Consider the following 26,334-nt stretch of genomic DNA (forward strand, 5'->3'; position numbering starts at 1 on the left):
GGCTCGGGGCGTGCGCGGAAGGGTGACGGTGTGGTCGATGCGGAGTATCTGAGCGAGATCTTCCGCACCGATGGGGATGATCCGACGGGGTCCTGGTACGAGTACCTGCAGCAGCGGCAGGGGGCGGTGCGGCTGGGGTTTCGGGCGACGGAGTTCAGTTCGCGGGCGTACGCGCAGAATGTCGGGCGGTTTCAACTGGTCGAATTCACTTCCGGCGCACTGGATTACCAGCGGTCGCTGCGGAACGTGCGGTCCGACGGGGACAACAGCTATCGATTGCTGATTCCGCTGCGTGGGCGCTTCGAGTTCGAGCAGGGGCAGGCGCGGGACGTTTTCCAGCCGGGCAAGCTCTGCTTCTTCCATTGGGGCCGACCGGTTTCCATGACGCACGCGGGGACGATCACCGCGTTGATCATGACGGTTCCGGAGGGGGCGATCGATGGCGCACGCGCCGAGGCGGCCCCGCTCACCTTCGATGAGAAGCGTCCGCTGGTGCGTGCGCTCGAGACGCAGGTGCGCATGCTGGTCGAGGCTGACGGGTGGACGGCGGCGGACTTCAGCGTCGCCTACTCCAGTGCGCTCACACTGCTGGACGGTGCGTTGAACCCGGCACCGGGGATCACCTTCGGCAGGCGCGCGGTGGACGCCGAACGAGCGCGGCGGCTGATCGAGGAACATGCCAACGATTCGCGGGTGACGCCGGAGACCATCGCTGGGATGCTGGGTATCGGTGAGCGGACCCTGTACAAGGTTTTGAAGAGTGCGGGATATTCGTCGCCGGGTGTTCTGTTGCGGAGTGTTCGTGTGCAGCGTGCGCATCGCCGATTGTCCGTGGCGCTGCCGGTCGATATGAACCGGATCGCCTTCGAGGAAGGGTTCCCCAGCGTGCGCAGATTTCGGGAAGCCTATCGGGAGCACTACGGGCTGACCCCGGCCCAGATGCGGGAGCGGCTCTTCGGGGCCGGGCAGGCGCCGGTCGGCAGTGCCTTCGTGGAGGGCGAGGCGCGATGACCGCGGCACGTGAGATTCCCGATCCCTGGTCGCGGGTGCGCGGTACCGGGCACTGGGTGCCGTCGCGCGGACTGTCCAACGGTCTGGATGCGCGGGCGTGGGCCGTGCTCGCGGATTTGAACGAATCCCAGGTCTACCGAGTGCTTTTCGCGCTGACCGATGCGGGGATCGCGGGTTATGTGATGCCGGTGCGGGTGACCGTCATCGAGCGCGGGGATCCGGAGGTGCTGTATCGCCTGTGGGTGGACATCCCGCGGTATCGGGCGGCGGAGGATCTGCTGATGGAGTTGCTGCGCTACGGGCGACCGCGTCGGGCGGCGAAGCCCGAGCCGGGTCGGCGGCGACGTCGCCGGGTGCCGCTGGTGCGCAGAACTCGCTGAGCCTCGGTCACGAATCCGGAAGTGCCAGTAGGCGTTTACCGATTTCGGTGAGGGCGGGTGCGAGGGTGTGGCTGGGCCAGCGATGCGGGGTCACGCCGGCGTCGTTGATCATGGTGAGGGCGGCCTGGACGCGGATGCGGGTGGTGGTGGCCGACCAGTCGGGGTTCAGGAGTTGCAGCAGGTGGACCCATTCGCCGATGTAGGTGTGCTGTGCGGCGCGGGCGCGGTGGCGGTCGGCTTCGAGTAGGTGGGCGGTCTCGGAGATCACGATCTGCATCAGTCGCGGATTGTCCAGTGCCACTTCGGAATACCCGCTCAGCAGCCCTACCAGACCCGCTCGGGGGTCGTCGGTGCGGGCGAAGATGCGGGTCAGGTCGATGCGCAGCCATTCGTTGCCGCGCAGGATGGCCGCCGCGAGGATTTCGGCCTTGGAGTCGAAGTGGTTGTAGACGCTGGAGCCGGTGATGCCGATGGCGGCTCCGATGTCGTCGACGCTCACCTCCGTGAAGCCCTTCTCGGCGAACAGCGGCACCGCCTGCGTCAGGATGAGTTCCCGGCGGGATTGGACGGCCAGCCCGCCGGTGCGGGGTGCGGGCGCGGGAGTGCTTGCCGGGGCGGAGATTTCGCTCTCGAGGACGACGGTGACGAGCTGCGCGAGCAGGGTGATGAATTCGGATTCGGGCAGCGACAGCCGATGGAACGAGACGCTGTTGGCCACCGCCATCGCGCACCAGCCGAGCAGGTCGGCCGAGGTGTCGTCGACGTCGGGGCGGCGGGCCCGGATATAGGTGGCCATCGCGGCGGCGATGCGGCGGGCCGCGTCGCGGAAGGCCGCGGCGTCGGCGGGCCGCAGGTTGCGGGCTTCGCGCCGCCACAGCACCCCGACCCCGCGGTGAGCGAGTATCAGGGTCGCGAGTTCGGTCGCCGCGTCGCGGGTGGGGTCGGCGGCGCAGCCCTCGGCCACCTCGAGGAACTTGGTGAGTTCGTTGTCGATGACGACGGCGAGCAGATCCTGTTTGCCGCGGAAGTGGCGGTAGAGCGCCGACGGTCCGATGGCGACCTCGGCCGCCACGTCGCCCATGCCGACTTCCGCGTATCCGCGCCGGGTGAACAGCTCGGCCGCGGCGTCGACGATCAGTTGCCGTCGATTGGGCGGCCGGGTGCCACGGGCCGGGCGCAGCAGTTCCGACTCGGTCACCATCGCTGTTCCTTTCCTGGTCGACGTGGAAATGCTACTGACTCCCGAATTTCAGGACACACCGCTGTCGATGCCGTCCCAATACGGCTTGCGCAGCTCGCGTTTGAGGACCTTGCCCGCCGCGGACATCGGCAGGCCGTCGACGAATTCGGCGCTGCGCGGCACCTTGTAGCCCGCGATCAACGTCTTGCAGTGTTCCCGCAGCTCTTCCTCGGTGACCTCGAATCCGGGCCTGCGCACCACGACGGCGTGCACGCGTTCACCCCAGCGCGGGTCGGGCACCCCGATGACTGCCGCGGTGGCCACCGCCGGATGCGCGAGCAGCGCGTTCTCCACCTCCGCGGAGTACACGTTCTCCCCGCCGGTGATGACCATGTCCTTGATGCGATCGACGATGAACACGTACCCGCGCTCGTCCATGTATCCGCCGTCGCCGGTGTGCATCCAGCCGTCGCGCACCGCGGTCGCGCTGTCCTTCGGCCGATTCCAGTAGCCGAGCATGACATTCTCGCCGCGCACCACCACCTCGCCGACACTGCCGCGCGGCAGTTCGTTGTCGTCGGGGTCGACGATGCGGATCTCGCAGTGCGCCGCCGAACGCCCTGCCGCCCGGCGCAGTCGGGGGTCGTCGTGGTCGGCGTCGCTGAGCAGCGCCGCCACCGGCGACAGTTCGGTCATGCCGTACGCCTGGGTGAATCCGGCGTTCGGGAACGTCTTTCGGGCCCGCTCGAGCACCGACTCGGTGATCGGGGACGCGCCGTAGAGAATGCGCTGTACTCCGCTCACGTCGTAGTCGCCGATGCGCGGGTCGTCGATGAGCATCTGCACCATGGTGGGAACCAGCAGCATGTCGGTGATCCCTTGTGCTGCAATGGCATCCAGTACGACGGGTGGGCTGAAGGCGGGCACCATGGTGTGGGTCGCGCCGCCCACGCTGCCCATCAGCCAGTGCGCGAGGTCGGCCAGGTGGAACATCGGTGCGGCGTGTAACAGCTTGCGGCCCTGCGAGAGCGCGTCGCCACCGGCGAGCACGCCCAGCGCGGACAGCATCAGGTTGTCGTGGCTGAGCATCACGCCCTTGGGATGCCCGGTGGTGCCGCCGGTGTAGAACACGCCGAGCAGGGCGTCGCCGCCGGTGCGCGTGTCCTCGATCGGAGCCGTGTTCTCGATCAGCGTCTCGTAGTCGAGGAGACTTGCGGGGCAGGTGTCGTCGCCGCAGAAGATCACGGTGTCCAGCTCCGGGAACTGCTCGCGCAGCGCCGGGACCAGCGCCGCGAACGCATCATCGACCAGCAGTGTCCTGGTATCGGATTCGCGCAGGGAGTAGGCGATTTCGGTCGGGCTCCAGCGGGTGTTGACCGGATTGACCGCCGCACCCAGCCACGGCACCGCGAACAGGTACTCGTGGTACCGGTCGGAGTTGAGGGCGAGCATGCCGACGCGATCACCGGCCTGCACGCCGAGGGCCGCCAGCGCCCCGGCGAGCCGGGAGACGCGGTCGACGGATTCGGCGACGGTGCGAACCCGTTCGCCGTAGATGGTCATGGTCCGGTCGGGATCCTGTTGGAGGCTGCGGTGCAGCACCTGTGTCAGATACATGGTGGTGTCCTTGCTCCGCTACAGCGAGCGGGCGATGAGTTCTTTCATGACCTCGTTGGCGCCCGCGTAGATGCGCTGCACCCGGGCGTCGGCGTACATCCGGGCGATCGGGTATTCGAGCATGTAGCCGTAGCCGCCGAACAGTTGCAGGCAGCGGTCGACGACCTGCCCCTGGATCTCGGTGGTGTACGCCTTGGCCATGGAGGCGGTCGCGCCGTCGAGTTCACCGCGCAGATGCCGTTGTACGCAGTCGTCGACGAACACCCGCGACACCCGCGCCAGCGTCGCGCACTCCGCGATTTCGAAGCGGGTGTTCTGCATGTCGAACAGCGGAGCGCCGAAAGCCTTGCGCTCCTTGGTGTATCGCACTGTGTGCGCGACGGCCGCCTCGGTGGCGGCGGCCGCGCACACCGCGACGATGAGCCGTTCGTGTGCGAGCTGCTTCATCAGGTAGCCGAACCCCGCGTTCTCCGCGCCGAGCCGGTGCGACACCGGAACCCGCACATCGGAGAACGAGAGTTCCGCGGTGTCCTGGCCTTTCATGCCGAGCTTGTCGAGCAGTCGGCCCACCTGGTAGCCCTGCGCGTCGGCGGTCTCGACGACGATGAGCGAGATGCCCTTCGCGCCTGCGGCCGGATCGGTCTTGGTCACCACGATCACCAGGTCGGCGTGCTTGCCGTTGGAGATGAAGGTCTTGGATCCGTTGATCACATAGCTGTCGCCATCGCGAACCGCGGTGGTGCGCAACGCCTTCAGATCCGAACCGGCTCCCGGCTCGGTCATGGCGATGGCGCCGACGAGGGCGCCGCTGGCCATCCCGGGCAGCCAGCGCTGCTTCTGTTCCTCGGTGCCGTAGGCGAGCAGGTAGTGCGCGACCAGGCCGCTGTGCACCATATTGCCGAAGGCGGTGTCCCCGAGCCCGTATTGCGCGTCGAACACGGCGAAGTCGTGGGCCAGGGTGCCGCCCCCGCCGCCGTACTGTTCCGGTATGGAGGCGCACAGCAGCCCGAGTTCGCCTGCCTTGTACCAGAATTCGCGGTCGACGTACTTCTGCTCCGCGTACCGCTCCTCGTGCGGGAGCAGTTCGGATTCGAAGAACTTGGTGGCCATCTCCCGCAGGGCGGTGACTTCGTCGTCGGCCCAGGATGATCGGTGCACAGCGGTGGTCACAGTCGTGGTCCTAGATGGTGAAGCCGCCACCGCAGACCAGGGTCTGCGCGCTGACGTAGTTGGATTCGGGAATGCAGAACAGGTAGACCGCGCCCGCGGCCTCGGCCGGTTCGCCGCCGCGACCGAGCGGGATCATCTGTTCCATCGCGGACAACAGCTGCGGGTTGACGCCGACCTTGATCTCGCGGCCCGCCACGTCGATGGTGCCGTCGCCACCGGCCGGGGCAGCGGTGAGCCGGGTCTTGATCAGGCCGAACGCGACCGTGTTCACGGTGACGTTGTAGCGGCCCCACTCCTTGGCCAGGGCCTTGGTCAGCCCGGTGATCCCCGCCTTGGCCGCGGAGTAGTTCGCCTGTCCCGCATTGCCTCCGGTGCCCGCCATCGAGGAGATATTGACGACCTTGCGGCAGGGGACGGGCTCCCCGGCTTCCTTCGCCTTCTTGACCGCTGCCGCGATCACCGGCTGCGCGGCCCGCAGAATCCGGAACGGGGCCTTGAGATGCACGTCGAGGATGGCGTCCCACTGCTCGTCGGTCATCTTCTGGATCACCGAATCCCAGGTGTAGCCCGCGTTGTTGACGATGATGTCGAGTCCGCCGAACGAATCGACGGCGGTCTGCACGAAGCGCTCACCGAAATCGGCGTCGGTGACACTGCCGACGCACGAAACTGCCTGTCCGCCAGCGGCTTCGATATCCGCGACGGTCTGCTTGGCCGGTTCGGAATCGAGGTCGTTGACCACCACCCGCGCGCCTTCGGCGGCGAGCTTCAGTGCGATCTCACGGCCGATGCCACGGCCGGAGCCGGAGACAATGGCGACCTTGCCATCGAGAGTTCCCATGTTCTGCAATCCTTTTCGTGTTGAGTCGAGGGGTATGGTCAGGCCGCGATGACGGCGTCCCCGGTCAGGGTGACGGTGCCGTCGGCGAGGGTGACGGTGAGTTCGACGGTGGCGCGGCGTTCGCCGTCCACCTCGTCGATGGCGACGACCGTCCCGGTGGCGGTGGGTGCCGCGTGTACCGGGGTGATGGCGGCGAAACGCACTCGGTAGGAACGGATTCGGCTCGGATCCGCCCAGTCGGTGAGCAGCCGTCCGAGGTAGGCCATCGACAGCATGCCGTGCGCGAACACGTCGTCGAGTCCGGCGGAGGCGGCGACATCGGTGTCGATGTGCATGGGGTTGTGGTCACCGGACGCGCCCGCGAACAGTGCCAGGGTGGTGCGGGAGATCGGGCGCACCGTCAGGGCGGGCAGTTCGGTTCCCACGGTGAGGGTTTCGATCGCGGTCATTTCCCGCCCTCCGGATTGCGTACGACGATGACGGTTTTCAGCTCGGCGACCAGGTCGCCGTCGGCCCGGGTGACGAGCGACGACTTCTCGATGAACTGGAGCGCCCCGCCCTTCTTGCTGTAGACGTCGCTGATGGTCGGCGCGGCGGTCAGCACCTCACCGGCGACCGCCGTCGAGTGATAGGTGAAGGACTGCTCGCCGTGCAGGATTCGGCGCAGGTCGATGCCGAGTTCGGCGAGCCAGGCGAAGGGATCCGGGCTCTCGAGCTCGATGCCGAACAGGAAGGTCGGCGGCACCGGCAGATTCGCGTGCCCGGCGGCCGCGGCGGCGTCGCGGTCGGTGAAGATCGGGTTGGTCTCGCCGATCGCGGTGGCGAAGAATCGCAGCCTGCCCGCGTCGACGGTCATGGTGGTCGGCGGCAGCTGGGTGCCGATCACGGTGGGGTCCAACGGCATCGGTCAGCTCACCTTCTCGTAGAGGGTGACGACGGCCGCGCCGCCGAGTCCGATGTTGTGTTGCAGGGCCAGGTTCACGCCCTCGACCTGCCGGGCCTCGGCCTGCCCGCGCAGCTGCCAGACCAGTTCGGCGCACTGTGCGAGACCGGTCGCGCCCAGCGGGTGACCCTTGGACAGCAGACCGCCCGACGGGTTGGTGACGACGCGCCCGCCGTAGGTGTTGTCGCCGTCGGCGATGAACTTCTCCGCCGTGCCCTCCGGAGTGAGCCCGAGTCCCTCGTAGGTGAGCAGCTCGTTGGTGGTGAAGCAGTCGTGCAGTTCGACGACCCGGATGTCCTCCGGTCCGACGCCGGCCGTTTCGTAGACCTGCCGGGCGGCGGCGCGGGCCATGTCGTAGCCGACCACGCGCATCATGTCGGTGCTGAAGCTGGATTCGAGATCGGTGGTCATCGCCTGCGCCTTGATCGCGACGGCGACGCCGAGGCCGTTGGCCCGGGCGAAGTCCTCGCTGCACAGGATCGCGGCGGCGGCCCCGCAGGTGGGCGGGCAGCACTGCAACCGGGTCAGCGGACCGTAGATCGCGGGGGAGGCGAGCACCTCCTCGACGGTGACCGGGTCCTTGAACACGGCGTACGGGTTGTTGGCGGCGTGCTTGCGCGCCTTGACCGCGATCTGCGCGAACACCTTCGGATCCATGCCGTACTTGTCTGCGTAGGCCTGTCCGGCACCGCCGAAGTACTGGGCGGCCATGGGGGCCTGCTGGTCCCAGCCCTGGAGTTCGGTCGTTCTGGCATCGAAGCGGCCGAAGGGGGAGGGCCGGTCCGACCACATCGAACCCAGTGCGCCGCGCTGCATCTGTTCGAAGCCGAGGGCGATCACGCACTCCGCGGCACCGGTCTCGATGGCCTGCCGGGCCAGGAACAGTGCCGACGATCCGGTCGAACAGTTGTTGTTGACGTTGAGGATCGGGATACCGGTCTGTCCCAGGCCGTACAGCGCGGCCTGCCCGGAGGTCGAGTCGCCGTACACATATCCGGCGTAGGCCTGCTGCACCTTCGAGTAGTCGATTCCCGCGTCCGCCAACGCTTTTCGGGCCGCTGCCGTGGCCATGACGTCGTAGGGCTCGGTCCGGCTCGGGGTGGTGAACGGGATCATCCCGACGCCTGCCACCAACGTGCGTCTGCTCATCTCTCTCCTAGATCTCTAACTGCTGACGATTCACTTAGTTTGCACCGAAATGGTCGGTCGAGGCAACTGTCGGTTCGAATATGGCTATCAATGTTGCTCTGACGCGCGTTTGATATGCCTCTTGTGTGATCAGGGTGACCTGCAATACACTTCTGGCCGTTCACATACTGCGTGTGGAGCGGTGACCTCGAATCCCGTTCCCGAAGCACTCGACCCAGCCCCCGTGTATCGATCCGGGCCGCTGGAGAGTCAGAGGATGGCGATGCTCGACGCTGAAACTTCCACCGAAGCGGTCCGCCCGACCGCACTCCGGCCGCTGCTGGCCTATCTGCTTCCGGCGACCACGGCGATGTACGCCGCGTTCAACGGGGTGCAGCAGATCCTGGTGCCCGCGCAGGTCGAGTCGTTCGGCGCCGCGTCGAAGGTGGGCCATCTGGCCCTGATCACGGCACTGGCCGCGCTGGCGTCGGTGGTCGCGCTGCCTCTCGGCGGCACGGTGTCCGACCGGACGCGCAGCCGATTCGGCCGCCGCTCACCGTGGATCGTGGTGATGTCGGTGCTGACGGCGGTGCTGCTGTGCGGCATGGGCCTCAGCACCGGAATCGTCGTGCTGGCCATCATGTGCGTGGCCGTGTGGTTCACCGCGAACTTCTACCAGGGTGCGTTCGCGGCGATCCTGCCCGACCGGGTCCCGGTGGCCCGGCGCGGGCTGGCCGCGGCGGTGATCGGTCTCGGCACCCCGCTGGGCATCATGCTCGGGGTCAATGTCGCCAGCCGGGTCGGCCGCGTGCCGGGGTATGTGATCTTCGGGCTGCTGCTGGTGGTGACGAGTCTGGCCCTCGTGTTCGGTGCCCGGGAGCAATCGTCGGCCGATGCCGTTGCGCCGCAGCGGAGTTCGGGCAGCGATACCTCGAACTCCCGGCGGGCGTTCTTCGACGCGTTCCGCAGCCGCGACTTCGTCTTCGCCTTCCTGAGCCGCGCGTGCCTGTCGCTGGCCTACTTCACGGTCAGCGGCTATCTGTTCTATTCGATGCAGGACTACATCGGCGTGGACCGCATTCCCGGCGGTGACGTCGCCGTCGCGGTCAGCACGTTGACCACGATCTCGGTGGTCACCTGGTCGGTGGTCGCCACCGCCGCCGGATGGCTGGCCGACCGGCTCGACCGGCGCAAACTGTTCGTCGGCATCAGCTCGGTCGGGCTCGCGATGTCGATGGTGGTGCCGATCGTCTGCCCGACCTGGGCGGGGATGGTCGTCTACTCGTTCCTGTCCGGGGCCTTCATCGGCACCTATTTCGCGGTGGATCTGGCCGTCATGTCACTGGTGTTGCCGGACAAGGCGAACGAGGGCCGTGACTTCGGAATCCTCGCGGTCGCAACCGGTTTGCCGCAGGCGCTGGCCTCGGTCGTCGCGGGTGCGCTGCTCACGATGTTCGGCAGCTATGCGGCCCTGTTCGTCTTCGGCGCGGTCTGCGCCTTCGCCGCCGGGCTCGTCGTCATGCGGATCCGCGCGATTCGCTGAATCTCTTCTGATGGAAGGGCAGTCACATGCCACATGTCACCACCGCAACCGGCGTCCGCCTCTACTACGAGACGCTCGGTGATCCGAAAGCTCCACCGCTGCTGCTGATTCAAGGTCTGGGCGCGCAGCTGCTGGGCTGGCATCCCGAGCTGTGCGCGGCGATCGCTGATGGCGGATTCCAGGTCATCCGGTTCGACAACCGGGATGTCGGACTGTCGCAGAAGTTCACCGCCGGTGGGTACGGGCTGACCGATATGGCCGCCGACACCGCCGGTCTGCTCGATGCCCTCGGGATCGAGTGCGCCGATATCGTCGGACAATCGATGGGCGGCATGATCGCCCAGGTGCTGGCCCTCGAGCATCCGGCCCGGGTGCGTTCGCTGGGGTTGATCTACACCGCCCCGGACACTTACGAGTTCGCCGCGGGCGCGGACCTCATCGAGGATCGAATGGCCCTGCCGCGGGCCGGGAATCGAGCCGAGGCCGTCGAGTCCTATCTACGCAACGAGGCCTCCTGCCTGTCGCCCGGCTATCCCGCCGATCTCGCCTGGCTGCGGGAGCTCGGCGGGCTCATGTACGACCGCGATTACGACCCGGACGGAATCGAGCGGCAGTTGGCGGCGGTCTTCGACGCCCCCGATCGCACCGAATCGCTTCCGCGCGTGGCGGTTCCGACGACCATCCTGCACGGCGTCGGCGATCGGCTGATCGATGCGAGCGCCGCGGAGGCGCTGCACCGCGCGATCCCGAACTCCCGCGTCACCCTTTTCGCGGGGATGGGGCACGAGCTGCCCCGGCCGCTGTGGAGCGAGATCGTCGCCCTGATCCACGACAACATCCGGCGCGCCTAACCGCCGGGACCACCCCATCGAATCGGAGTTCAACGATGAACCACTCCACCCTGCGCGGCCTGTGCCTCGCAACCGCCCTCGTCGCGACCGTCGCGATCCCCGCCGCCGTCTCGGCCGAACCTGTTGCGGCGCAGCAGGTGCCGACCCCGGATCAGGATCCGTTCTATGCCGCACCGCCCGATCTCGGCGGCTACCCGAACGGCGCGATCCTCGGCTCCCGATCCTCGGCCCTGTTCGGCCTGCCGCTGCCGGTGGCGGTGTGGCAGCTGCAATACAAGTCGACCGATGCCGAGGACCGGCCCACCACCGGCGTCACCACCGTGATCGTGCCCTCCACGCCGTGGACCGGGCCGGGCGCGCGGCCCGTGGTCAGCTATCAGATGGCCGAGGACGGTCTCGGAATCCAGTGCGCGTCCTCGTATGTCATGCGCGCGGGCCTCGCGGCCGGAACCCAGAACGGTCAGGATCAGGAGACGCCGCTCACCGCCCTGTTCCTGCAACACAATTGGGCGGTCGTGGTCTCCGATTACGAAGGCCCGCAGGAGCGTTTCCTCGACCGTGACCAGGAGGCCCACAGCGCGCTGGACGGTATCCGCGCCGCATTGGCCTTCCCGCCGGCACAGCTCGGTGCCGGCGCGCCGGTCGCGACCTTCGGCTACTCCGGTGGCGCGTTCGCCACGGCCGCGACCATGCAGCTGCAGCCGCGCTACGCACCGGAATTGCATGTCGCCGGATTCGCCGCCGGTGGTATCCCGGCCGATATCCTCGCCGCCGCGACCATGGACAACGGGACCGCCAATTCCGGACTGGCGGTGTTCGGTCTGGCCGCGCTGGATCGGCTCAGCCCGGGGGCGAACCTCCTCGGGCAGTTCGACGAGCCGACCCGGGCCGTGCTGGCCGACGCGCAGAGCCAGTGTGTGCAGCCGGTGGTGAACGCCAATGCCGGTCGGGTACTGCGGGATGCGTCGGGCAGCCCCGATATCGCCGCCAACCCGGCGCTCATCGCCGCCGCGAACAAGCAGAAGCTCGGCGGGTCCGCCCCGACCGCCCCGATGTACGCCTGGCACAGCAGCGGTGACGACGCGCTCCCGCAGGCGTCCACCGACGCGCTGATCGACAACTACTGCGCGGCGGGCGCGAGCGTCACCTACCATCGCACCGACGTGGCGGGTCACGGTCCGGCGGCGCTCGCCGAAATCCCCGCCGTGCTCGATTTCCTCGCCGATCGTTTCTCGGGGAAGCCCGCGCAGGTCGGCTGCCGCTACTTCTGACCCACCCGATCGTCCAAATTGTCTGTCTTATCGGGACTATCGTCGCGGATATCCGCCGGTACGACCGATACCTTCGTGGAAACGTCACTCAGTCGCATTGCCTGCGGGCATGCTGTCGATTGGAGTCGAGACGCGGAGGGGATGGGATGAACGGCCAGCAGCTCGTCGAGATCCGGCGAGATGAACTGTCGACACGCGACGCCGACGAGACTGTCGAGTACGTGTCAAAGATCTACGTGGACAACAAGATCGAGTTTCGTAGTGCCGCACCGCGCTCGAATGTGCGGAACACGATGACCCGGTGCGGTGAGATCATGGCTACCGAGATCCGCAGCACCATCGGCTACGTCGGGCATCTCGCGCCCCTGACCGAACAGGTGTATTTCGAGCAGACGCTGGGCGGCAGCTGCCGGATGCGTGGTGGCGGCCACGACATCTGGCAGCAGCGCCACGACTTTTCGATGTATCCGATGGATGCGCCGATTCTCGCCGAATGCCAAAACCACGACAGCAATATCCTGCATATTCCGAAGGCGGTGCTGTTGGATCTGACCGCGCAGTCCGGAATCGACGCGCGCGCTTTCCGATTCGAATCCCTGGTGCCGATCGATCCACGCCGCCAACAGTTCTGGGCCAAGCTCTTCGATCTGGTGCACCGCGAGGTCACCACCGCCGATTCCCTGGTGATGACCGAACTGCTGGTGCAGAACCTGTCTCGCAGCCTGGCCGCGGCCGCGCTGGCGGTGTTTCCCAATTCGACCATGGACCTCGAACGGCAGCCGGGGCCCGCCATCGTGACGGCCTCGGCGCTGGAACGGGCGGTGGACTACCTGCACGCGCACCCGGCCCGGCCGGTGACCATCGCGGAGTTGGCCGCGCACGCGGGCGTGAGCGCGCGGGCACTGCAGTACGCGTTCCGCAACCGCTACAGCGCCACACCCCTGGAATATCTGCGCCGCCTGCGCCTCGAGCACGCCCACGAGGACCTGGTGACGGCCATTCCGGGCGACGGGCGCACGGTGGGAAATGTGGCCGCCCGCTGGGGATTCACCCAGTCCGGCCGCTTCACCCAGCTCTACACCCGCGTCTACGGCCAGCCACCGAGCCGGACGCTGAACGCCCGGCTCGGTGTGTCGGCCGACGGCTGAGACCTGTTTCAAGGGTCCGGTGTAGGACGTTCGCCGTGGTGGGTAGTCTCAGTTCCCGGTGTGCGAACCGAGCTGTGCGGGATCGAATTCCAGGATCTGCCAGAGCCGCCGGACGATGGGCGGGGCATTGACGAGGCGAAGCCGAAGGCCGTTAGGGAACGGTTGGGCGAGCGTGGCCGCACCGCGCGCGCTCAGGAACGACAGCTGGCTGGCATCGAGGTCGAGCATGTCGTGGGGTAGGCCCGCGAGGATCTCGGCCAGGGTGGGTAGGGCGAAGGCGTCGATCTCACCGTCGAGAACGCGACCGGTCCGACCCCAGTACAGACCGAACGACGGCATGGCGGCGAGTGGTCCGTGCCGCAGCGGATGCACGGCCATGACCGCCAGCTGCTCCTCGCCCACGACCCGAATGTCGTAGGCGCACATGGGAGCCAGCGGATTGCCCGCGGCCATCCAGGCGTCGGCGAAGTGCTCCCACCGGGCGTGCGCGGCGCGGCGGGCGGGGTCCGCGATCAAGGCGGTGATGTCGGCGAACACGCGCAGGCCGTCGTGCCCGTCGGCGACGGCGGCCGCGACCTGTCCGGCGTAGCGGGCCAGCATGCTGTCGGCGTCGATCGGGACGGACAGGTCGTAGAGGTCGGTGACGGCGAGGTTGATGATCGCCGCGCTGACGTCGGCCCCGGCGGTCACGGTGATCGTGGCCAGCAGTTCCGCTCCGGCGTCGGCATCGGCGGTGACCACCAATAGCCTTTGGCCGCAACGGAATCCGTCCGCCAGCCACTGGGCCGCGGCGATATCGCGTTCGGCCCGGGTGGTGTACGCCCAGCAGACGTGGTCGTTGCGGCCGCCGCCCCGGCCGTCGGCCAGCACTCCCGTCAACCGGGCGGCCGGTAGCGCGGAGGCGTCGAATTCCATTGCTGATGCTCCCCCTGCGACTCGGTCTCGGTGCCCCAGCGACCCCTCCATCACGATGCCCACCACCGGATCGGAGCACAGCACCGACACCCGGAACACGGTGCGACAGTACTCCCATGGTCGAGCGGATATCGTCGATGCGGTCACCGGAATCGGCGCGTCCCGCGGGTGTTTTCGTCAGGTGCGGGTAAGGACGAGGCATGTTGCGGTTGTTTGTCATCGGGTTTCTCGCCACGGCGACCCTCGCGGTCGGGGTGGCCGCGTCCGTCGGGTCGTGGGCGTGGTGGGTGCTGGCCGCGGTCTTCGTGGCGCTGCTGGCGACCGGGGTGTACGACATGCTCCAGAAGCGGCATTCGATCCTGCGGAACTACCCGGTGCTCGGGCATATGCGGTATCTGCTGGAAAGTCTGCGCCCGGAATTGCAGCAGTACTTCATCGAGCGGAACTACGACGGCCGACCGTACGACCGGGATGTCCGCACCATGATCTACGAGCGCGCCAAGGGGATTCACGGTGAGCTGTCCTTCGGCACCGAGCGCGATGTCGAGGAGGTCGGTTACGAGTACCTGATCCACTCGACCGTCCCGGTTCCCGAACCGCAGCAGCCGCCGCGGGTACTGATCGGTGGCCCCGAATGCACGCGGCCGTACTCGATCTCGCTGTTCAACGTGTCGTCGATGAGTTTCGGCGCGCTGTCGGGCAATGCGTTGCGCGCGCTCAACGGCGGTGCCGCACTGGGTGGTTTCGCCCATGACACCGGTGAGGGCGGGCTGACGCCCTACCACCTCGACGGCGGCGGTGACCTGGTGTGGGAGATCGGCTCCGGATACTTCGGAACCCGCACTGCCGAAGGCGCTTTCGACCCGGACCGCTTCGCCGAGCAGGCCGCGCACGAGCAGATCAAGGCGATATCGATCAAACTCAGCCAGGGTGCGAAACCCGGTCTGGGCGGTGTGCTGCCCGCGGCCAAGGTAAGCGCGGAGATCGCCCGGTTCCGCGGCGTCCCCGAGCACGAGAAATGTGTCAGCCCCCCTGCGCATTCCGCGTTCACCACACCGCGTGAGCTGATCCGCTTCGTGGCCCGGCTGCGTGACCTCTCCGGCGGCAAACCGGTCGGCTTCAAACTCTGTGTCGGTTCCCGCATCGAATTCCTGGCCATCTGCAAGGCCATGCTCGCCGAGGGCGCCGCCCCCGACTTCATTCTGGTGGACGGGGCCGAAGGCGGCACTGCCGCAGCGCCTCTGGAGTACGAGGACCATGTCGGCCTGCCGCTCACCGACGGCTTGATGACGGTGCACAACGCACTGGTCGGCGCGGGTCTGCGGGATCGGATCAAGGTGGGTGCCGCCGGAAAGGTGGCGCTGGGCAACGACATCGTCAAACGCCTGATCCAGGGCGCGGATTTCACCAGCGCCGCCCGCGCCATGATGATGGCCGTCGGCTGCATCCAGGCCCAGCGCTGCCACACCAATCAGTGCCCGGTCGGCGTGGCGACCCAGGATCCCAAACGCGCCCGCGCCCTCGATGTGCCCGACAAGACCGAGCGGGTCCGCAGATACCACGAGGCCACCGTCGCGCAGGCGGTGCAGATCATGGCCTCCATGGGCGTCTCGGACCCCGCCGAGCTGTCGCCGCACCTGCTGCACAAGCGCATCTCCTCTACCGAACGTCGTTCCTACGCAGAGCTTTACGAATGGCTCGCGCCGGGCGCGCTGATCGTCGAACCGCCCGAATCCTGGGCCTTCGACTGGGCGGCCGCCACCCCGGACTCCTTCCGCGCGCTCGTGAAGTAGCGCCCCGGCACCCGCGCCGACACGCCGGTCGCGGTCCTGCGGAGCTTTCGGTCCGATACCGATATCGCCAGTGCGGCAAGGTAGTCCGGTGATTCGAGCCATGCTCGGCGGGTAGAGCGTCGGTGGGAGTACGCGCTGACGGGACCTGCGGGCAGGTGGGAGGCAATCGAGATGGCACGGTGTCCTTCGAAGATGAGACGGACCTGGCGGATCGCGCCGTGGAGTCGCAATCCGCTGATGCGGCCACTGGATCGGCTGGAGGGAGTGCTGCGGCTGGTCGCGTTGCTCGCGGTACTCGCCGCCATCCCACTGGCCATGATCGTGGGGAACGCGGTGAGCCGGGCGGCCGCCGCGCGGATCGCCGGTGAGAACGCGGCGGAAATCCCGGTAGCGGCCACCATCGTCTCCACCCCGGTGCCCATCCCCGATCACAACGGCGTACCGACGCAACCGCCGCAGGCGAACGTGCAGTGGAAAACCCACGACCACAACGGCAGCGCGACCCTGGAGGTACCCGGCACCGCCAAACTCGGCGACCAGGTGACGATCTGGCTCGACCCCGCCGGTCATCGCACCTCCGGCCCCCGCCCCCTGCGCGAATCCGGCGCCCAGGGCGTCAACGCGGCCGTCGGCGTCGCCCTGTCCATAGGTTGCGGCGCGGCCCTGCTGGTCTGGGGCACCGCCCTGACCCTGGGTCGCCGCCGCAGCGCCGAATGGGAACGTGAATGGCGGCATCTCGGCCCGGGCATCGGGCAGAGCCGGTAGCGCCGGAACAGTCCTGGACACAGTGGGCTCCAGACCCGCACCTGGCCACGACCGAGTCGAACGCGCTGTCGGTGGTGGAGCCGCTGTCCGGCACGCGCCCAGCCCAGTGGAGCCGGACCGTGCGCCGACGACCTCGGATTCGTGGCCCCGGCAATGGCGAGTTTCCGGCTATCGGAGTGGCTGACGCGTCGGACCGGCTGTGGCGGTGACACTGGACATGTATCCAGAATGTCCTTCGGGTGGATATCCGACCGATTTACCGGGTATTGCACCGAAGAGCGCCGGTCCTCGGCGTCCCTGACCATGAGGAGGAGCTCGTGCTCGGACTAGGCATCATCGGATGGATCGTGATCGGTGGGCTGGCCGGATGGATTGCCAGCAAATTCATGGGGACCGACGGCCAGCAGGGCATCGTCCTCAATATCGTGGTCGGCGTCATCGGCGGCCTGCTCGGCGGATTCCTGCTGCGCCTGTTCGGCGTCGACGTGAAGGGCGGCGGCATGATCTTCAGCTTCCTGACCTGTCTCGGCGGCGCGGTCATCCTGCTGTTCATCGTCGGCAAGGTGACCGGCCGCCGAACGTCCTGACAGCGGCCGAATCGGGGCTCCGGAAGCGCTGCGCGGCAGCTGCTTTCGGAGCCCTCGCTTTTTGGGGGCGCTCGCGGGCCCGCGATGCCGAACGGACCTGCATAATCCGGGCTCGGGCGGGTATTGCGTTGCGGAACCGCCGGATTGCGCAGCAGTCGCACCGGCTACCGCACGGGAGGTGCCCTGTGAATCCTGCCAGTGAGAACGAACCCTATCCGCAGCCCGGTCGGATTCCGGATCAGCCGTCCGCCGTCGCGCCGCCGCTGGAACCCGCGCCGCCGACCGCGCCGCCGCCGACGCTCGAGCCGCAGCCGGTGGCTCCGGCCGGCGCGCCGCGCATCGATCGGACCCGGGCGGGCAGCATCTGGATGAGTCTGAGTGTCGGAGCCGTATTTCTGGTGGTGCTGCTGATCTTCGTGGTGCAGAACACCTCTGCCGTCCGGCTCGGCTTTCTCGGCTGGCATTTCTCGCTGCCGATCGGGGTGGCGATTCTGGTCGCCGCGGTGGTCGGCGCCCTGGTCATGGCGATCGCGGGTGGGGTGCGAATCATCCAGCTGCGGCAGGCTTTCGGTCGATTGGCCCGTGCTCACGACGCGCAGCCCGGCCAGGCCGGGCACCAGCGTAAGTCTCGTTTCCGGTAGCTCGTCGGGGTGCGGACCTCTGCCGATCCTGCTGTCGCGGCGGGTTGTCTCGTACCGTGTCGGGTACGGGCGAACGCGTGGTGGTCATCGGCGGGGATGCGACGGGAATGGCGGCCGCATCGCAGGCACGGCGGTTGAAGAGTGCGGCGGAGCTGGAGATCGTGGTGTTCGAGCGGGGGCATTTCACCTCGTATTCGGCCTGCGGCATCCCGTACTGGGTGGGCGGTGAGGTCGACGAGCGCGATGCGCTGATCGCGCGCACTCCGGCCGAGCATCGGGCCCGGGACATCGATCTGCGGCTGCGGACCGAGGTGGTGGAGATCGACGTGGCCGGGCAGCGGGTGCGGGCCCACGATCTCGAGACCGGCGAGCAGAGCTGGACCGGTTACGACAAGCTGGTCATCGCGACCGGCGCGACACCGATCCGGCCCGCGCTACCCGGCATCGACGCGGCGGGCGTACACGGGGTGCAAACCCTCGACGACGGGCAGGCGCTGATCGACACCCTCGCCTCGATCGAGGGCCGCCGGGCGGTCGTGGTGGGCGCGGGCTACATCGGGGTGGAGATGGCGGAGGCGCTGATCCATCGCGGGTTCGAGGTCAGCATGGTCAGCCGGGGCGCGGAACCCATGTCGACCCTCGACCCGGACATGGGTGTGCTGATCCGGAAAGCCATGGAGGGCATGGGGATTCAGGTCAACTGCGCGGCCGAGGTGGCGAGTATTCGCACCGACGCGCAGGGCCGTGCCACCGCCGTGCTCACCGCCGACGCCGAATACCCCGCCGATGTGGTCGTGCTCGGCATCGGCGTCCGTCCCAACACCGATCTGGCGCGGGCGGCCGGGCTACCGCTGGGGGTCTCCGGCGGCCTGCTCACCGATCTCGCCCAGCGGGTGCGCGGGCACGAGAACATCTGGGCGGGAGGCGATTGCGTGGAGGTGCTCGACCTGGTCTCGGGTTCCGAACGCCATATTCCCCTGGGCACCCATGCCAACAAGCACGGTCAGGTCATCGGGTCCGGGGTCGGCGGGGACTACGGCACCTTCCCGGGTGTGGTCGGCACCGCGGTCAGCAAGGTGTGCGATCTCGAGGTCGCCCGCACCGGCCTGCTGGAGCGGGACGCACGGGCGGCGGGGCTGCAATTCGTGACCGCCGTCATCGAATCCACCAGTCGCTCGGGGTATTTCCCGGGGGCCGCGCCCATGACGGTGAAGATGCTCGCCGAACGCCGCACCGGCCGCCTGCTCGGTGTGCAGATCGTCGGCCGCGAAGGTGCGGGCAAACGCATCGACGTCGCCGCCGTCGCGCTGACCGCCCGCCTGACGGTGGAGCAGATCGTCGCCCTGGATCTCGGCTACGCGCCGCCGTTCTCGCCGGTCTGGGACCCGGTGCAGGTGGCCGCCCGTAAAGCGGTCAGCGCGGTCCGACGCGATCAGGTCACCCACTGAGATCACATCCGGCTGTTTGATCGCCCCTTGCCGGGTATCCCAGCGGGGAAGGGCACCGGGCAAACCGCCCAGCCGGATATGAGGTATCGACGATGACCCTCGGTGAAGGATTCGAGATCCCGCCGTTCGACAACGCGGCCGACATCACCCGTTCGACCCGGACACAACCGGGCGAGGTGCTGGCCGACAGCCGCAACTGGGCGGGCTTCGCGCTGCTGTTCGCCGCGGGGATCTCGGTGGTCATCGCGGTCACGGCCTTCACCGCCGGCCGCCAGACCCCGGGCACGGTCGCGGCCGTCCTGGCCGGCGTGGCGATGCTCGGCGGCCTCGGATTGATCGTCGTTGAGTTCCGCCGCCGCACGGCCGCGCGCACCGCCCTCGACGCACCGATCCGCTGGCGCTCCTACGAGCCCTCACAGGACTGAGTCGAGCCCTCACAGCGCCGAGCGGACCGCCTCGTCGTAGCGACGCAGCACATCGTCCAATGCCGGTGAGCCGAGCAGCAATTCGGCGCGGATGGGCCCCTCGGTGCCGAGCTGGCAGAGCATGCCGAAGGCGGTGAGGCTGGCGCGGGCCACCGTCACCAGTTCCGGCGGCAGTGTCATCTGCCGGAAGACGTTGGACAGCCGCAACTCGGTGATCACCCGCACCTGCCGCCGCAACCAGTCGTCGGTCAGCTGATAGTCGGGCTGGTGCAGCACCTTGACGAACGGGAACACGATATCGGTGAGCTCGTCGATATCCAGTTCGTTGCCGGGCTGCACGAATCCGTGCGTGCGCAGCGCGATTTCGAGTTCGGCGGGGCCGCCGTGGTAGAGCGCCTCGCCGATATCGAACTCGACCGCGGGAAGATTCGACGGCACCGGCCCGCAGGCCCCGAAGTCCACCACACCCAGACGGCCGTCCGGCATCCGCAGGAAGTTGCCCGGGTGCGGGTCGGAGTAGAGCAGTCCGGTGCGCGCCTTGGCCAGCATCAGGAATCGGATCACCTTGAGGCCCAGCTGATTCCGGTCCTGATGGCGCACCTCCCCGGCGATTATCCGGGTCAGCGGGACGCCGTCGAGCCATTCGGTGATCAGCACGTCCTCGGTCTGCTCGACGACGCCGGGGAGCACGAAATCCGGGTCGTCGGCGAACGCCTCGGCCAGGATCCGCTGATGCCGCGCCTCGCGCGCGAAGTCGAGTTCGTCGTCGACGCAATCGCATACCGCCGCGATCACCGCGCCCACGTCCGCGCCGGGCATGAACGCCCCGATCAACCCGGTCATCCACTGCAATCGGCGCAGGTCGGAGCGGGCGGCCTCGCGCGAACCCGGATACATGACCTTGACGGCCACCGGTCGGCCGTCACGCCACACGGCATGGTGCACCTGACCCAGCGAAGCGGACGCGGCACGCTGATCGTCGAATTCGAGGAACAGATCCCGCCATCCGGTGCCGAGCTGTGCGCGCATCACCTCGTGCACCAGGCCGGGCAGCATCGGCGGCGCGGCGTACTGCAGGGTGCTCAGCGCCTCCCCGAACGGCTCGGCGAGATCCCGCGGCAGCGTCATTCGGTAGATGGACATCAGCTGTCCGACCTTGGCCGCGCACCCCTTGAGCTCGCCGAGCACCTCGAACAGATGCTGGGCGGTTCGGGCCTGGATATCGGCCTGCACCTGGGCGCGTGACTGCCCCCGCATGCGCCGTCCCATTCCCGCGACCTGTCGTCCCGCGTACGCCGCGGGCAGGGTCGCCAATTTCAGATCGCGCACGACTCCGCGCGTCGGCGGCCGCCCCTCGGCCTCCGGCGGCGGCTGCGGAAACCGAATCAACCGCCCCACAGCGTGCACCCCACCACTTCGTTCTCCATCGCGGACTCACCCGACCGTTTCGAACCCCGACCTTCCGGACGAAAGTCTTGCACGTTCCAGGACGCTGCGAAATAGCGAGAAATGATCGAGGTGGTCGGAGCGTCGACGGGACGAGACAGCGCGGCAGGCCCGGCCCGGTCCGTGCCGGACCTTTTCGCGCCCGCCGGACCTGTCACCGCCCTCCGGCATACTCGGCGAAAAGCTGTTCGGTGCAGAGGAATTGAGTGTCATGGGGAACGCAATGCCGGAGCTGTTCGTCGACCCGCTCTGGGCGCGGGAGGCGCGGGCGGCGGCCGCGGCCACCGCCGCGAAACGCTCCGAGGACGTACCGCTCGTCCCGGGGCTGGTCTCGTCCCAGGAATCACAGCTGGTGTGGGCGGCGGGGGAGCGTAAACAGTGGCTGGCTCAGGCCGGGAAGCTCTACTCCGGATTCGGGCGGCGGGCGCTCGCGGCCGACGGCTGGCCCGCTGTCGTGCAGGAGTACGTCGACGGCAAGCACACCTACGCGCCCACCCAGGGCTATCTGTTCGGCAATGCGCCCGAAGAGCTGGTGCGCCCGCTGCTGGCCGAATGGGATCCGAAGTTCCACGGCAGGGGCGCACTGCCGTGTCTGCAGGTGCTGCTGGCTCGTTTCGGCCTCGACGCGTACCGCATCGTTGTCCCGCACGCGAAGGCCGACGCCTACGACAACGGCCCGGTCCTGATGCCGGTGCTGAATGTCGAAGTCGCCCGCCTGATGGCCGACTGGCTGGTGCGTCTGCGTTCGGCCCAGCGCCTCGCCCGCGACTGGTTCTCCCGGCACGGTGTGGCGGTGGTCCCGCTGCTGACCCCCGACGCCCTGGGCAAGGTGCGGGTCCCGCGCGAGAAAGCCACGGCCGCACTGGTTCTCATCGCGTCCGAGGTCGGTGCGGACCGGGTGGTGGCGGCGGCCCGCTGCCACGGCGACGACGCGGCGGCCGGTGTCGCGCGTCTGCTCGCCGCGGATGCCCCGCCGGAGCTGGAATCCGGGCCCGCCGAGCGGCCCGTCAGGCCGGTGAAGGTGGCGTGGCTGGAGCGGAATCGCTTGCCGCGGTTGCTGTTCCGAGACGGCACTCCGGTGCCGGACGACGGTGTCGCCAACCTGATCGGTGCGCTCACCCTGTCGAACTCCTACTACTATTCGGGCCGGGGGAATCTCTACGATGGCTTGCCCGAAGCGCTCGAGCACTGCGACCCCACCGCCCTGGCCGAATTCGGCTGGGCCCTGTTCGAGCAGTGGCGGGCGGCCGGCAGCCCGCCGCGCAGTGGCTGGGTGGCCGACCAGTTCTGCTGGCTGGCCGATGACGAGTCGGCGGGCAAGCTCGCGGCCTTCATCCTGAATTCCCAGGGCACCGATATGGCCAAGCGTGCCACCAAGGCACTGTCGAATATCGATACCGACACCGCACTGCGCCTGATCCAGCGAATCTCGCAGCGGGCGAAGGCACACGGCGTGCGTTCCACCGCGCAGAACTGTCTGGCGAGTGCTGCCCACCGACTGGGCCTCACCCCGGACGGGCTGGCCGATCGCCTGGTCCCGGATCTGGGACTGGACGCCGCGGGCACCCTCGTGCTCGACTACGGCCCGCGTCGATTCACCGTGGGTTTCGACGAGACCCTCACGCCGTTCGTGATCGATGACGCGGGCAAGCCGCGCAAGAACCTGCCCAAGCCCGCGGCCAAGGACGATCCGGTGCTGGCTCCCACCGCGTATCAGCGGTTCACCGACCTGAAGAAGCAGGTTCGCACCATCGCCTCGGATCAGATCCGTCGTCTCGAACGCGCGATGGCGAGCGAACGCGAGTGGAGCCCAGCTGATTTCGAGCGATACGTGCTGACTCCGCCGCTGCTGCGTCACCTCGCCCGCCGTCTGGTGTGGACCACCGGCGAGCTGAGTTTCCGAGTGGCGGAGGATCTCACCCTGGCCGATCTCGAGGACGGGGCGGTGACCCTGCCGGAGGCGGCCCGGATCCGTGTCGCGCACCCGCTCGATCTGGGCGCGGCCATCAAAAACTGGGGTGATGTGTTCGCCGATTACGAGATCACCCAACCGTTCTCGCAACTCGACCGCCCGGTGTACGAGTTGACTCCCGAGGAGCGCACGACCGGCCGACTCCGGCGATTCGAGGGAATCACCGTTCCCGCGGGCGCGCTGCTCGGGCTGGTCGACCGCGGCTGGAAGCGCGGTCACGCCTCCGACGGCGGCCTGCAACGCGAAATGACCCGCCGCGTCACCGGCGGTCCCGACCTGGTGCTGGAAATGGATCCGGGTCTGATCGCGGGCGTCGCATACGCGAGTGACGAGCAGCGGCTGGTCCGGATCGCCTTCGATATCCTGCCCCGCGACGCGATCGGCCCGATCCAGATATCCGAGCTGCTGGCCGATCTCGCCGGGCTGGTGCGCTAGCCCGACGGGGCCCGCGCCCGATCGGTCCGATGCCAACGATGCTGCGGCGCGGGCAATTTCCCCTCACTCGAGCTGAGCGCAACCGTTGCCCCGCGCGGCATCCGGCGGGATGGTGCAGCGATGGCATCGAACCCACTGCATCTCGGCGTCGCGCTCGATGGCGCGGGCTGGCATCCCGCCGCCTGGCGGGAGCCCGCCTCCCGCCCCGCGGACCTGTTCGGCGCGCCGTACTGGACGGATCTGGTCGCGACGGCCGAACGCGGCCTGCTGGATTTCGTGAGTATCGAGGACAGCCTGCGGGTGCCGACGGTCGCCCCGTTCGCGCCCGTGGACGATGCCGTCGATCAGGTCCGGGCCCGGATCGACGCGGGCCTGATCGCCGCGCGGGTGGCCCCGGTGACCCGGCACATCGGACTAATCCCGACGGTGACCACCACCCACACCGAGCCCTTCCACGTCTCCACCGCGATCGCGACCCTCGACTACACCTCGGGCGGCCGCGCGGGGTGGCAGGCGCGGATCTCCGGAACCGTCGAGGAGGCAGCGCATTTCGGCCGCCGCGACCTGAAGCCCGTCACCCCGGCGGAACTGGCCGCCGCCAATGCCTCCGGTGAGTTCCCCGAGCAGGTGCGTGAACTCTTCGACGAGGCCGCCGACGCCGTCGAGGTGGTGCGCGGCCTGTGGGACAGCTGGGAAGCCGACGCCGAGATCCGAGATGTGCCCGGCCGCCGCTTCATCGACCGCGACAAGCTGCACCGCGTCGACTTCGAAGGCCGCCACTTCAGCGTGCGCGGACCTTCGATCACACCGCGCCCGCCCCAGGGTCAGCCGGTGGTGACCGCCCTGGCGCACGCCCCGCTGATCTACGAATTCGCCGCGCGCGGTGCGGATCTGGTGTTCGTCACCCCAGGCCTGGCGGCCGGTCCGGCCGCCATTCTGGGTGAAGTCGCCGCCGCGTCCGCCCGGGTGGGCCGCACCGGTGAACGGCTGCGCGTCTACGCCGACCTGGTCGTGTTCCTCGACGCCGACGGTGAGACCGGGGCTCAGCGCCTGACCCGCCTGGACGCCCTCAACGGCTCCCAGTTCTATTCGGACGCAGCCGTTTTCACCGGCAGCGCCGAGGAGCTCGCCGATCTGTTCGCCGCCTGGAGCGCCGCCGGACTCGACGGATTCCGGCTGCGTCCCGGCGTGGCCGTCGACGACCTGCCCGCGATCACCGATCGCCTGGTCCCGATCCTGCAGCGGCGCGGCGTATTTCGCACCGAATACCCGGGCGGCTCGCTGCGCGCGCTGCTCGGCCTGCCCGTCGATGTCCCCAACCGCTACGCCACCATCTGAGCGAGGTCACCATGAGCACTCCCCGTAAGCAGGTCATCCTGGGTGCCTACCTCGGCGGCGTGAACCACCACACCGCCTGGTGGGATCCGCGCGCGGGCAGCCAAATCGATTTCAGCAGTTTCGAACACACCGCGCGCACCGCCGAACGCGGCAAGTTCGACTTCTTCTTCCTCGCCGAGGGTCTCATCCTGCGCGAACGCGCCGGGCAGGTCTTCGATCAGGACATCATCGGCCGCCCCGACACCTTCACGGTGCTGGCGTCGCTGGCGGCGGTCACCGAGCATCTCGGACTGGCGGGCACCATCAACGCCACCTTCAACGAACCCTATGAACTGGCACGGCGATTCGCGAGCCTGGACCATCTCTCCGGCGGGCGGGCAGCCTGGAATGTGGTCACCTCCTTCGACGCCTTCACCGGCCAGAACTTCCGTCGCGGCGGCTTCCTGGATCCGGCCGACCGCTACGTGCGGGCCGAGGAAACCCTGAACGCCATTCGCGCCCTGTGGGATTCGTGGGATGCCGACGACTTGGCGGCCGACCGCGAAACCGGCCGCTTCCTGGCTCGCCCCGACGCCGGGGCCTTCGCCTTCAAGGGTGAGCAGTTCGACATCAGCGGCCGTTTCACGGTGCCGCGCAGCCCGCAGGGCCGCCCGGTGGTGTTGCAGGCCGGGGTCTCGCCGCAGGGCCGCGCCTTCGCCGCGGCCAATGCCGACGCCATCTTCTCCCCGTACGGCAAGCTGCCCGAGGCCGCCGACTTCTACCGCGACATCAAGGCGCGCGCCGTGGCGGCCGGACGGTCCGCCGACGACATCAAGATCCTGCCGTCCGCCAGTTTCGTGCTCGGTGACACCGAGGCCGAGGCGATCGAGAAATACCATGCCATCCGCAACGAGCAGGTCACCGGGCAGACGGCTTTGATTCTGCTGGAACAGATCTGGAACCGGGACCTGTCCGGCTACGACCCCGACGGACCGGTCCCGGATATCGAGCCCGATCCCGAAGCCCCGCCGATCATCCAGGGCCGCGCCTTCGTGCACCAGGATCGCTTCGCCACGGTCGCCCGGCTGCGCGCGGTCGCCGAGGCGAAGAAGCTGACGCTGCGCGAGGTGGTGATCGACCAGTTCGAACGCGGCCCCCTGGTCGGCACGCCCGCGCAGGTCGCCGCGAAGATCGACTCGTTCGTACAGAACGACGGCTCCGACGGTTTCATCATCGGCTCGCACCTGGTGCCCTGGGGCCTGGACGATTTCGTCGATCAGGTGGTGCCGCTGCTCCAGGACCGGGGTGCCCTGCGCACCGAGTACACCGGCGCCACCCTGCGTGACAACCTCGGTCTGCCCGACGTCCGTTCGGCGACCACCGTGCCGGTCGGCGGTGTGGGGTCGGGCTCGCGATGACCGCCGACGAGGTAGTACGGCGATTACCGCAGTGTTGCTGAATCCTGACAATATCGTCGGCTGACCCCAACCCCCCGACTGCTCCGGGT

At 68.3% G+C, this 26,334-nt stretch carries 24 protein-coding genes; 15 read left to right on the forward strand and 9 right to left on the reverse strand.

Going from position 1 to position 26,334, the window contains the following annotated elements; translation table 11 throughout:
• Positions 1-30: 30 nt before the first annotated feature.
• Together OG300_RS04690 and OG300_RS04695 are read left to right on the forward strand one after the other, a co-directional pair.
• Entirely contained in the window at positions 31-1,011 is a 981-nt protein-coding gene (locus OG300_RS04690; RefSeq protein ID WP_405492493.1) for an AraC family transcriptional regulator, read from the forward strand.
• Entirely contained in the window at positions 1,008-1,391 is a 384-nt protein-coding gene (locus tag OG300_RS04695; protein WP_405492495.1) for a hypothetical protein, read from the forward strand. The genes OG300_RS04690 and OG300_RS04695 overlap by 4 nt, the downstream gene beginning before the upstream one ends.
• A gap of 7 nt (positions 1,392-1,398) precedes the next feature.
• On the opposite strand, the gene OG300_RS04700 is transcribed toward OG300_RS04695, so the two are convergent.
• Genes OG300_RS04700 through OG300_RS04730 form a run of 7 tightly spaced genes read right to left on the reverse strand, consistent with a single transcriptional unit; the run spans position 1,399 to position 8,291 of the window.
• On the reverse strand, positions 1,399-2,592 hold the full coding sequence (locus OG300_RS04700) for a TetR/AcrR family transcriptional regulator (RefSeq protein ID WP_405492497.1): 1,194 nt from the start codon (positions 2,590-2,592) through the stop codon (positions 1,399-1,401).
• Between the two features lie 48 nt (positions 2,593-2,640).
• A complete protein-coding gene (locus OG300_RS04705) occupies positions 2,641-4,188 on the reverse strand; it encodes a long-chain-fatty-acid--CoA ligase (RefSeq protein WP_405492499.1) in 1,548 nt (515 codons plus the stop codon).
• A gap of 18 nt (positions 4,189-4,206) precedes the next feature.
• Positions 4,207-5,358, reverse strand: a complete 1,152-nt coding sequence (locus tag OG300_RS04710; RefSeq protein WP_405492501.1) for an acyl-CoA dehydrogenase family protein — start codon at positions 5,356-5,358, stop codon at positions 4,207-4,209.
• Positions 5,359-5,368: 10 nt separating this feature from the next.
• The gene (locus OG300_RS04715) at positions 5,369-6,199 is read right to left on the reverse strand and encodes an SDR family NAD(P)-dependent oxidoreductase (protein WP_405492503.1); all 831 of its coding nucleotides are present in this window, start codon (positions 6,197-6,199) and stop codon (positions 5,369-5,371) included.
• A gap of 38 nt (positions 6,200-6,237) precedes the next feature.
• Positions 6,238-6,648 carry a MaoC/PaaZ C-terminal domain-containing protein gene (locus tag OG300_RS04720; RefSeq protein ID WP_405492505.1) on the reverse strand — a complete coding sequence of 137 codons (411 nt, stop codon included), beginning with the start codon at positions 6,646-6,648 and terminating at the stop codon, positions 6,238-6,240.
• Positions 6,645-7,103 (reverse strand): MaoC family dehydratase N-terminal domain-containing protein, encoded by a 459-nt coding sequence (locus tag OG300_RS04725; RefSeq protein WP_405492507.1) that lies wholly within the window; start codon positions 7,101-7,103, stop codon positions 6,645-6,647. Before OG300_RS04725 ends, OG300_RS04720 begins: the two co-directional genes overlap by 4 nt.
• Positions 7,104-7,106: 3 nt before the next feature.
• On the reverse strand, positions 7,107-8,291 hold the full coding sequence (locus tag OG300_RS04730) for a lipid-transfer protein (protein WP_405492509.1): 1,185 nt from the start codon (positions 8,289-8,291) through the stop codon (positions 7,107-7,109).
• 262 nt (positions 8,292-8,553) lie between these two features.
• Here OG300_RS04730 and OG300_RS04735 point away from each other — a divergent pair, with 262 nt between their 5' ends.
• The 4 genes from OG300_RS04735 to OG300_RS04750 all read left to right on the forward strand — a co-directional run bounded on the left by OG300_RS04735 (position 8,554) and on the right by OG300_RS04750 (position 13,083).
• On the forward strand, positions 8,554-9,813 hold the full coding sequence (locus OG300_RS04735; RefSeq protein ID WP_405492511.1) for an MFS transporter: 1,260 nt from the start codon (positions 8,554-8,556) through the stop codon (positions 9,811-9,813).
• A 26-nt stretch (positions 9,814-9,839) separates the two neighbouring features.
• A complete protein-coding gene (locus OG300_RS04740; RefSeq protein ID WP_405492513.1) occupies positions 9,840-10,664 on the forward strand; it encodes an alpha/beta fold hydrolase in 825 nt (274 codons plus the stop codon).
• Positions 10,665-10,699: 35 nt separating this feature from the next.
• Complete coding sequence (locus OG300_RS04745) at positions 10,700-11,935, forward strand: lipase family protein (protein ID WP_405492515.1); 1,236 nt, start codon at positions 10,700-10,702, stop codon at positions 11,933-11,935.
• Positions 11,936-12,081: 146 nt separating this feature from the next.
• Positions 12,082-13,083: a helix-turn-helix transcriptional regulator gene (locus tag OG300_RS04750; RefSeq protein ID WP_405492517.1), complete on the forward strand. Its 1,002-nt coding sequence runs from the start codon at positions 12,082-12,084 to the stop codon at positions 13,081-13,083.
• 48 nt (positions 13,084-13,131) lie between these two features.
• Here OG300_RS04750 and OG300_RS04755 read toward each other — a convergent pair whose 3' ends face one another.
• Complete coding sequence (locus OG300_RS04755; protein ID WP_405492519.1) at positions 13,132-14,097, reverse strand: MEDS domain-containing protein; 966 nt, start codon at positions 14,095-14,097, stop codon at positions 13,132-13,134.
• Between the two features lie 101 nt (positions 14,098-14,198).
• Here OG300_RS04755 and OG300_RS04760 point away from each other — a divergent pair, with 101 nt between their 5' ends.
• The 6 genes from OG300_RS04760 (at position 14,199) to OG300_RS04785 (ending at position 19,657) form a co-directional block, all read left to right on the forward strand.
• A complete protein-coding gene (locus tag OG300_RS04760) occupies positions 14,199-15,791 on the forward strand; it encodes an FMN-binding glutamate synthase family protein (RefSeq protein ID WP_405492521.1) in 1,593 nt (530 codons plus the stop codon).
• A 192-nt stretch (positions 15,792-15,983) separates the two neighbouring features.
• On the forward strand, positions 15,984-16,556 hold the full coding sequence (locus tag OG300_RS04765; RefSeq protein ID WP_405492523.1) for a hypothetical protein: 573 nt from the start codon (positions 15,984-15,986) through the stop codon (positions 16,554-16,556).
• 317 nt (positions 16,557-16,873) lie between these two features.
• On the forward strand, positions 16,874-17,143 hold the full coding sequence (locus OG300_RS04770; protein WP_405492525.1) for a GlsB/YeaQ/YmgE family stress response membrane protein: 270 nt from the start codon (positions 16,874-16,876) through the stop codon (positions 17,141-17,143).
• 185 nt (positions 17,144-17,328) lie between these two features.
• Positions 17,329-17,784 carry a lipopolysaccharide assembly LapA domain-containing protein gene (locus OG300_RS04775; RefSeq protein ID WP_405492527.1) on the forward strand — a complete coding sequence of 152 codons (456 nt, stop codon included), beginning with the start codon at positions 17,329-17,331 and terminating at the stop codon, positions 17,782-17,784.
• A gap of 56 nt (positions 17,785-17,840) precedes the next feature.
• Positions 17,841-19,232, forward strand: coding sequence for an FAD-dependent oxidoreductase (locus tag OG300_RS04780; RefSeq protein WP_405492529.1), 1,392 nt, complete (start codon positions 17,841-17,843; stop codon positions 19,230-19,232).
• Between the two features lie 92 nt (positions 19,233-19,324).
• Positions 19,325-19,657 (forward strand): hypothetical protein, encoded by a 333-nt coding sequence (locus OG300_RS04785; RefSeq protein WP_405492531.1) that lies wholly within the window; start codon positions 19,325-19,327, stop codon positions 19,655-19,657.
• Between the two features lie 9 nt (positions 19,658-19,666).
• Here the strand turns inward: OG300_RS04785 and OG300_RS04790 are convergent, their stop codons facing one another.
• Positions 19,667-21,055, reverse strand: coding sequence for an ABC1 kinase family protein (locus tag OG300_RS04790; RefSeq protein WP_405492533.1), 1,389 nt, complete (start codon positions 21,053-21,055; stop codon positions 19,667-19,669).
• Between the two features lie 259 nt (positions 21,056-21,314).
• Between OG300_RS04790 and OG300_RS04795 the strand changes: the two genes are divergently transcribed.
• The 3 genes from OG300_RS04795 to OG300_RS04805 all read left to right on the forward strand — a co-directional run bounded on the left by OG300_RS04795 (position 21,315) and on the right by OG300_RS04805 (position 26,245).
• Positions 21,315-23,510 carry a DUF4132 domain-containing protein gene (locus OG300_RS04795; protein WP_405492535.1) on the forward strand — a complete coding sequence of 732 codons (2,196 nt, stop codon included), beginning with the start codon at positions 21,315-21,317 and terminating at the stop codon, positions 23,508-23,510.
• 120 nt (positions 23,511-23,630) lie between these two features.
• Positions 23,631-24,848 (forward strand): LLM class flavin-dependent oxidoreductase, encoded by a 1,218-nt coding sequence (locus OG300_RS04800; RefSeq protein WP_405492537.1) that lies wholly within the window; start codon positions 23,631-23,633, stop codon positions 24,846-24,848.
• Between the two features lie 11 nt (positions 24,849-24,859).
• A complete protein-coding gene (locus OG300_RS04805) occupies positions 24,860-26,245 on the forward strand; it encodes an NtaA/DmoA family FMN-dependent monooxygenase (protein WP_405492539.1) in 1,386 nt (461 codons plus the stop codon).
• Positions 26,246-26,334 lie beyond the last annotated feature (89 nt).

The organism is Nocardia sp. NBC_00511, from assembly GCF_045161165.1.
Classification (GTDB): Bacteria; Actinomycetota; Actinomycetes; order Mycobacteriales; family Mycobacteriaceae; genus Nocardia.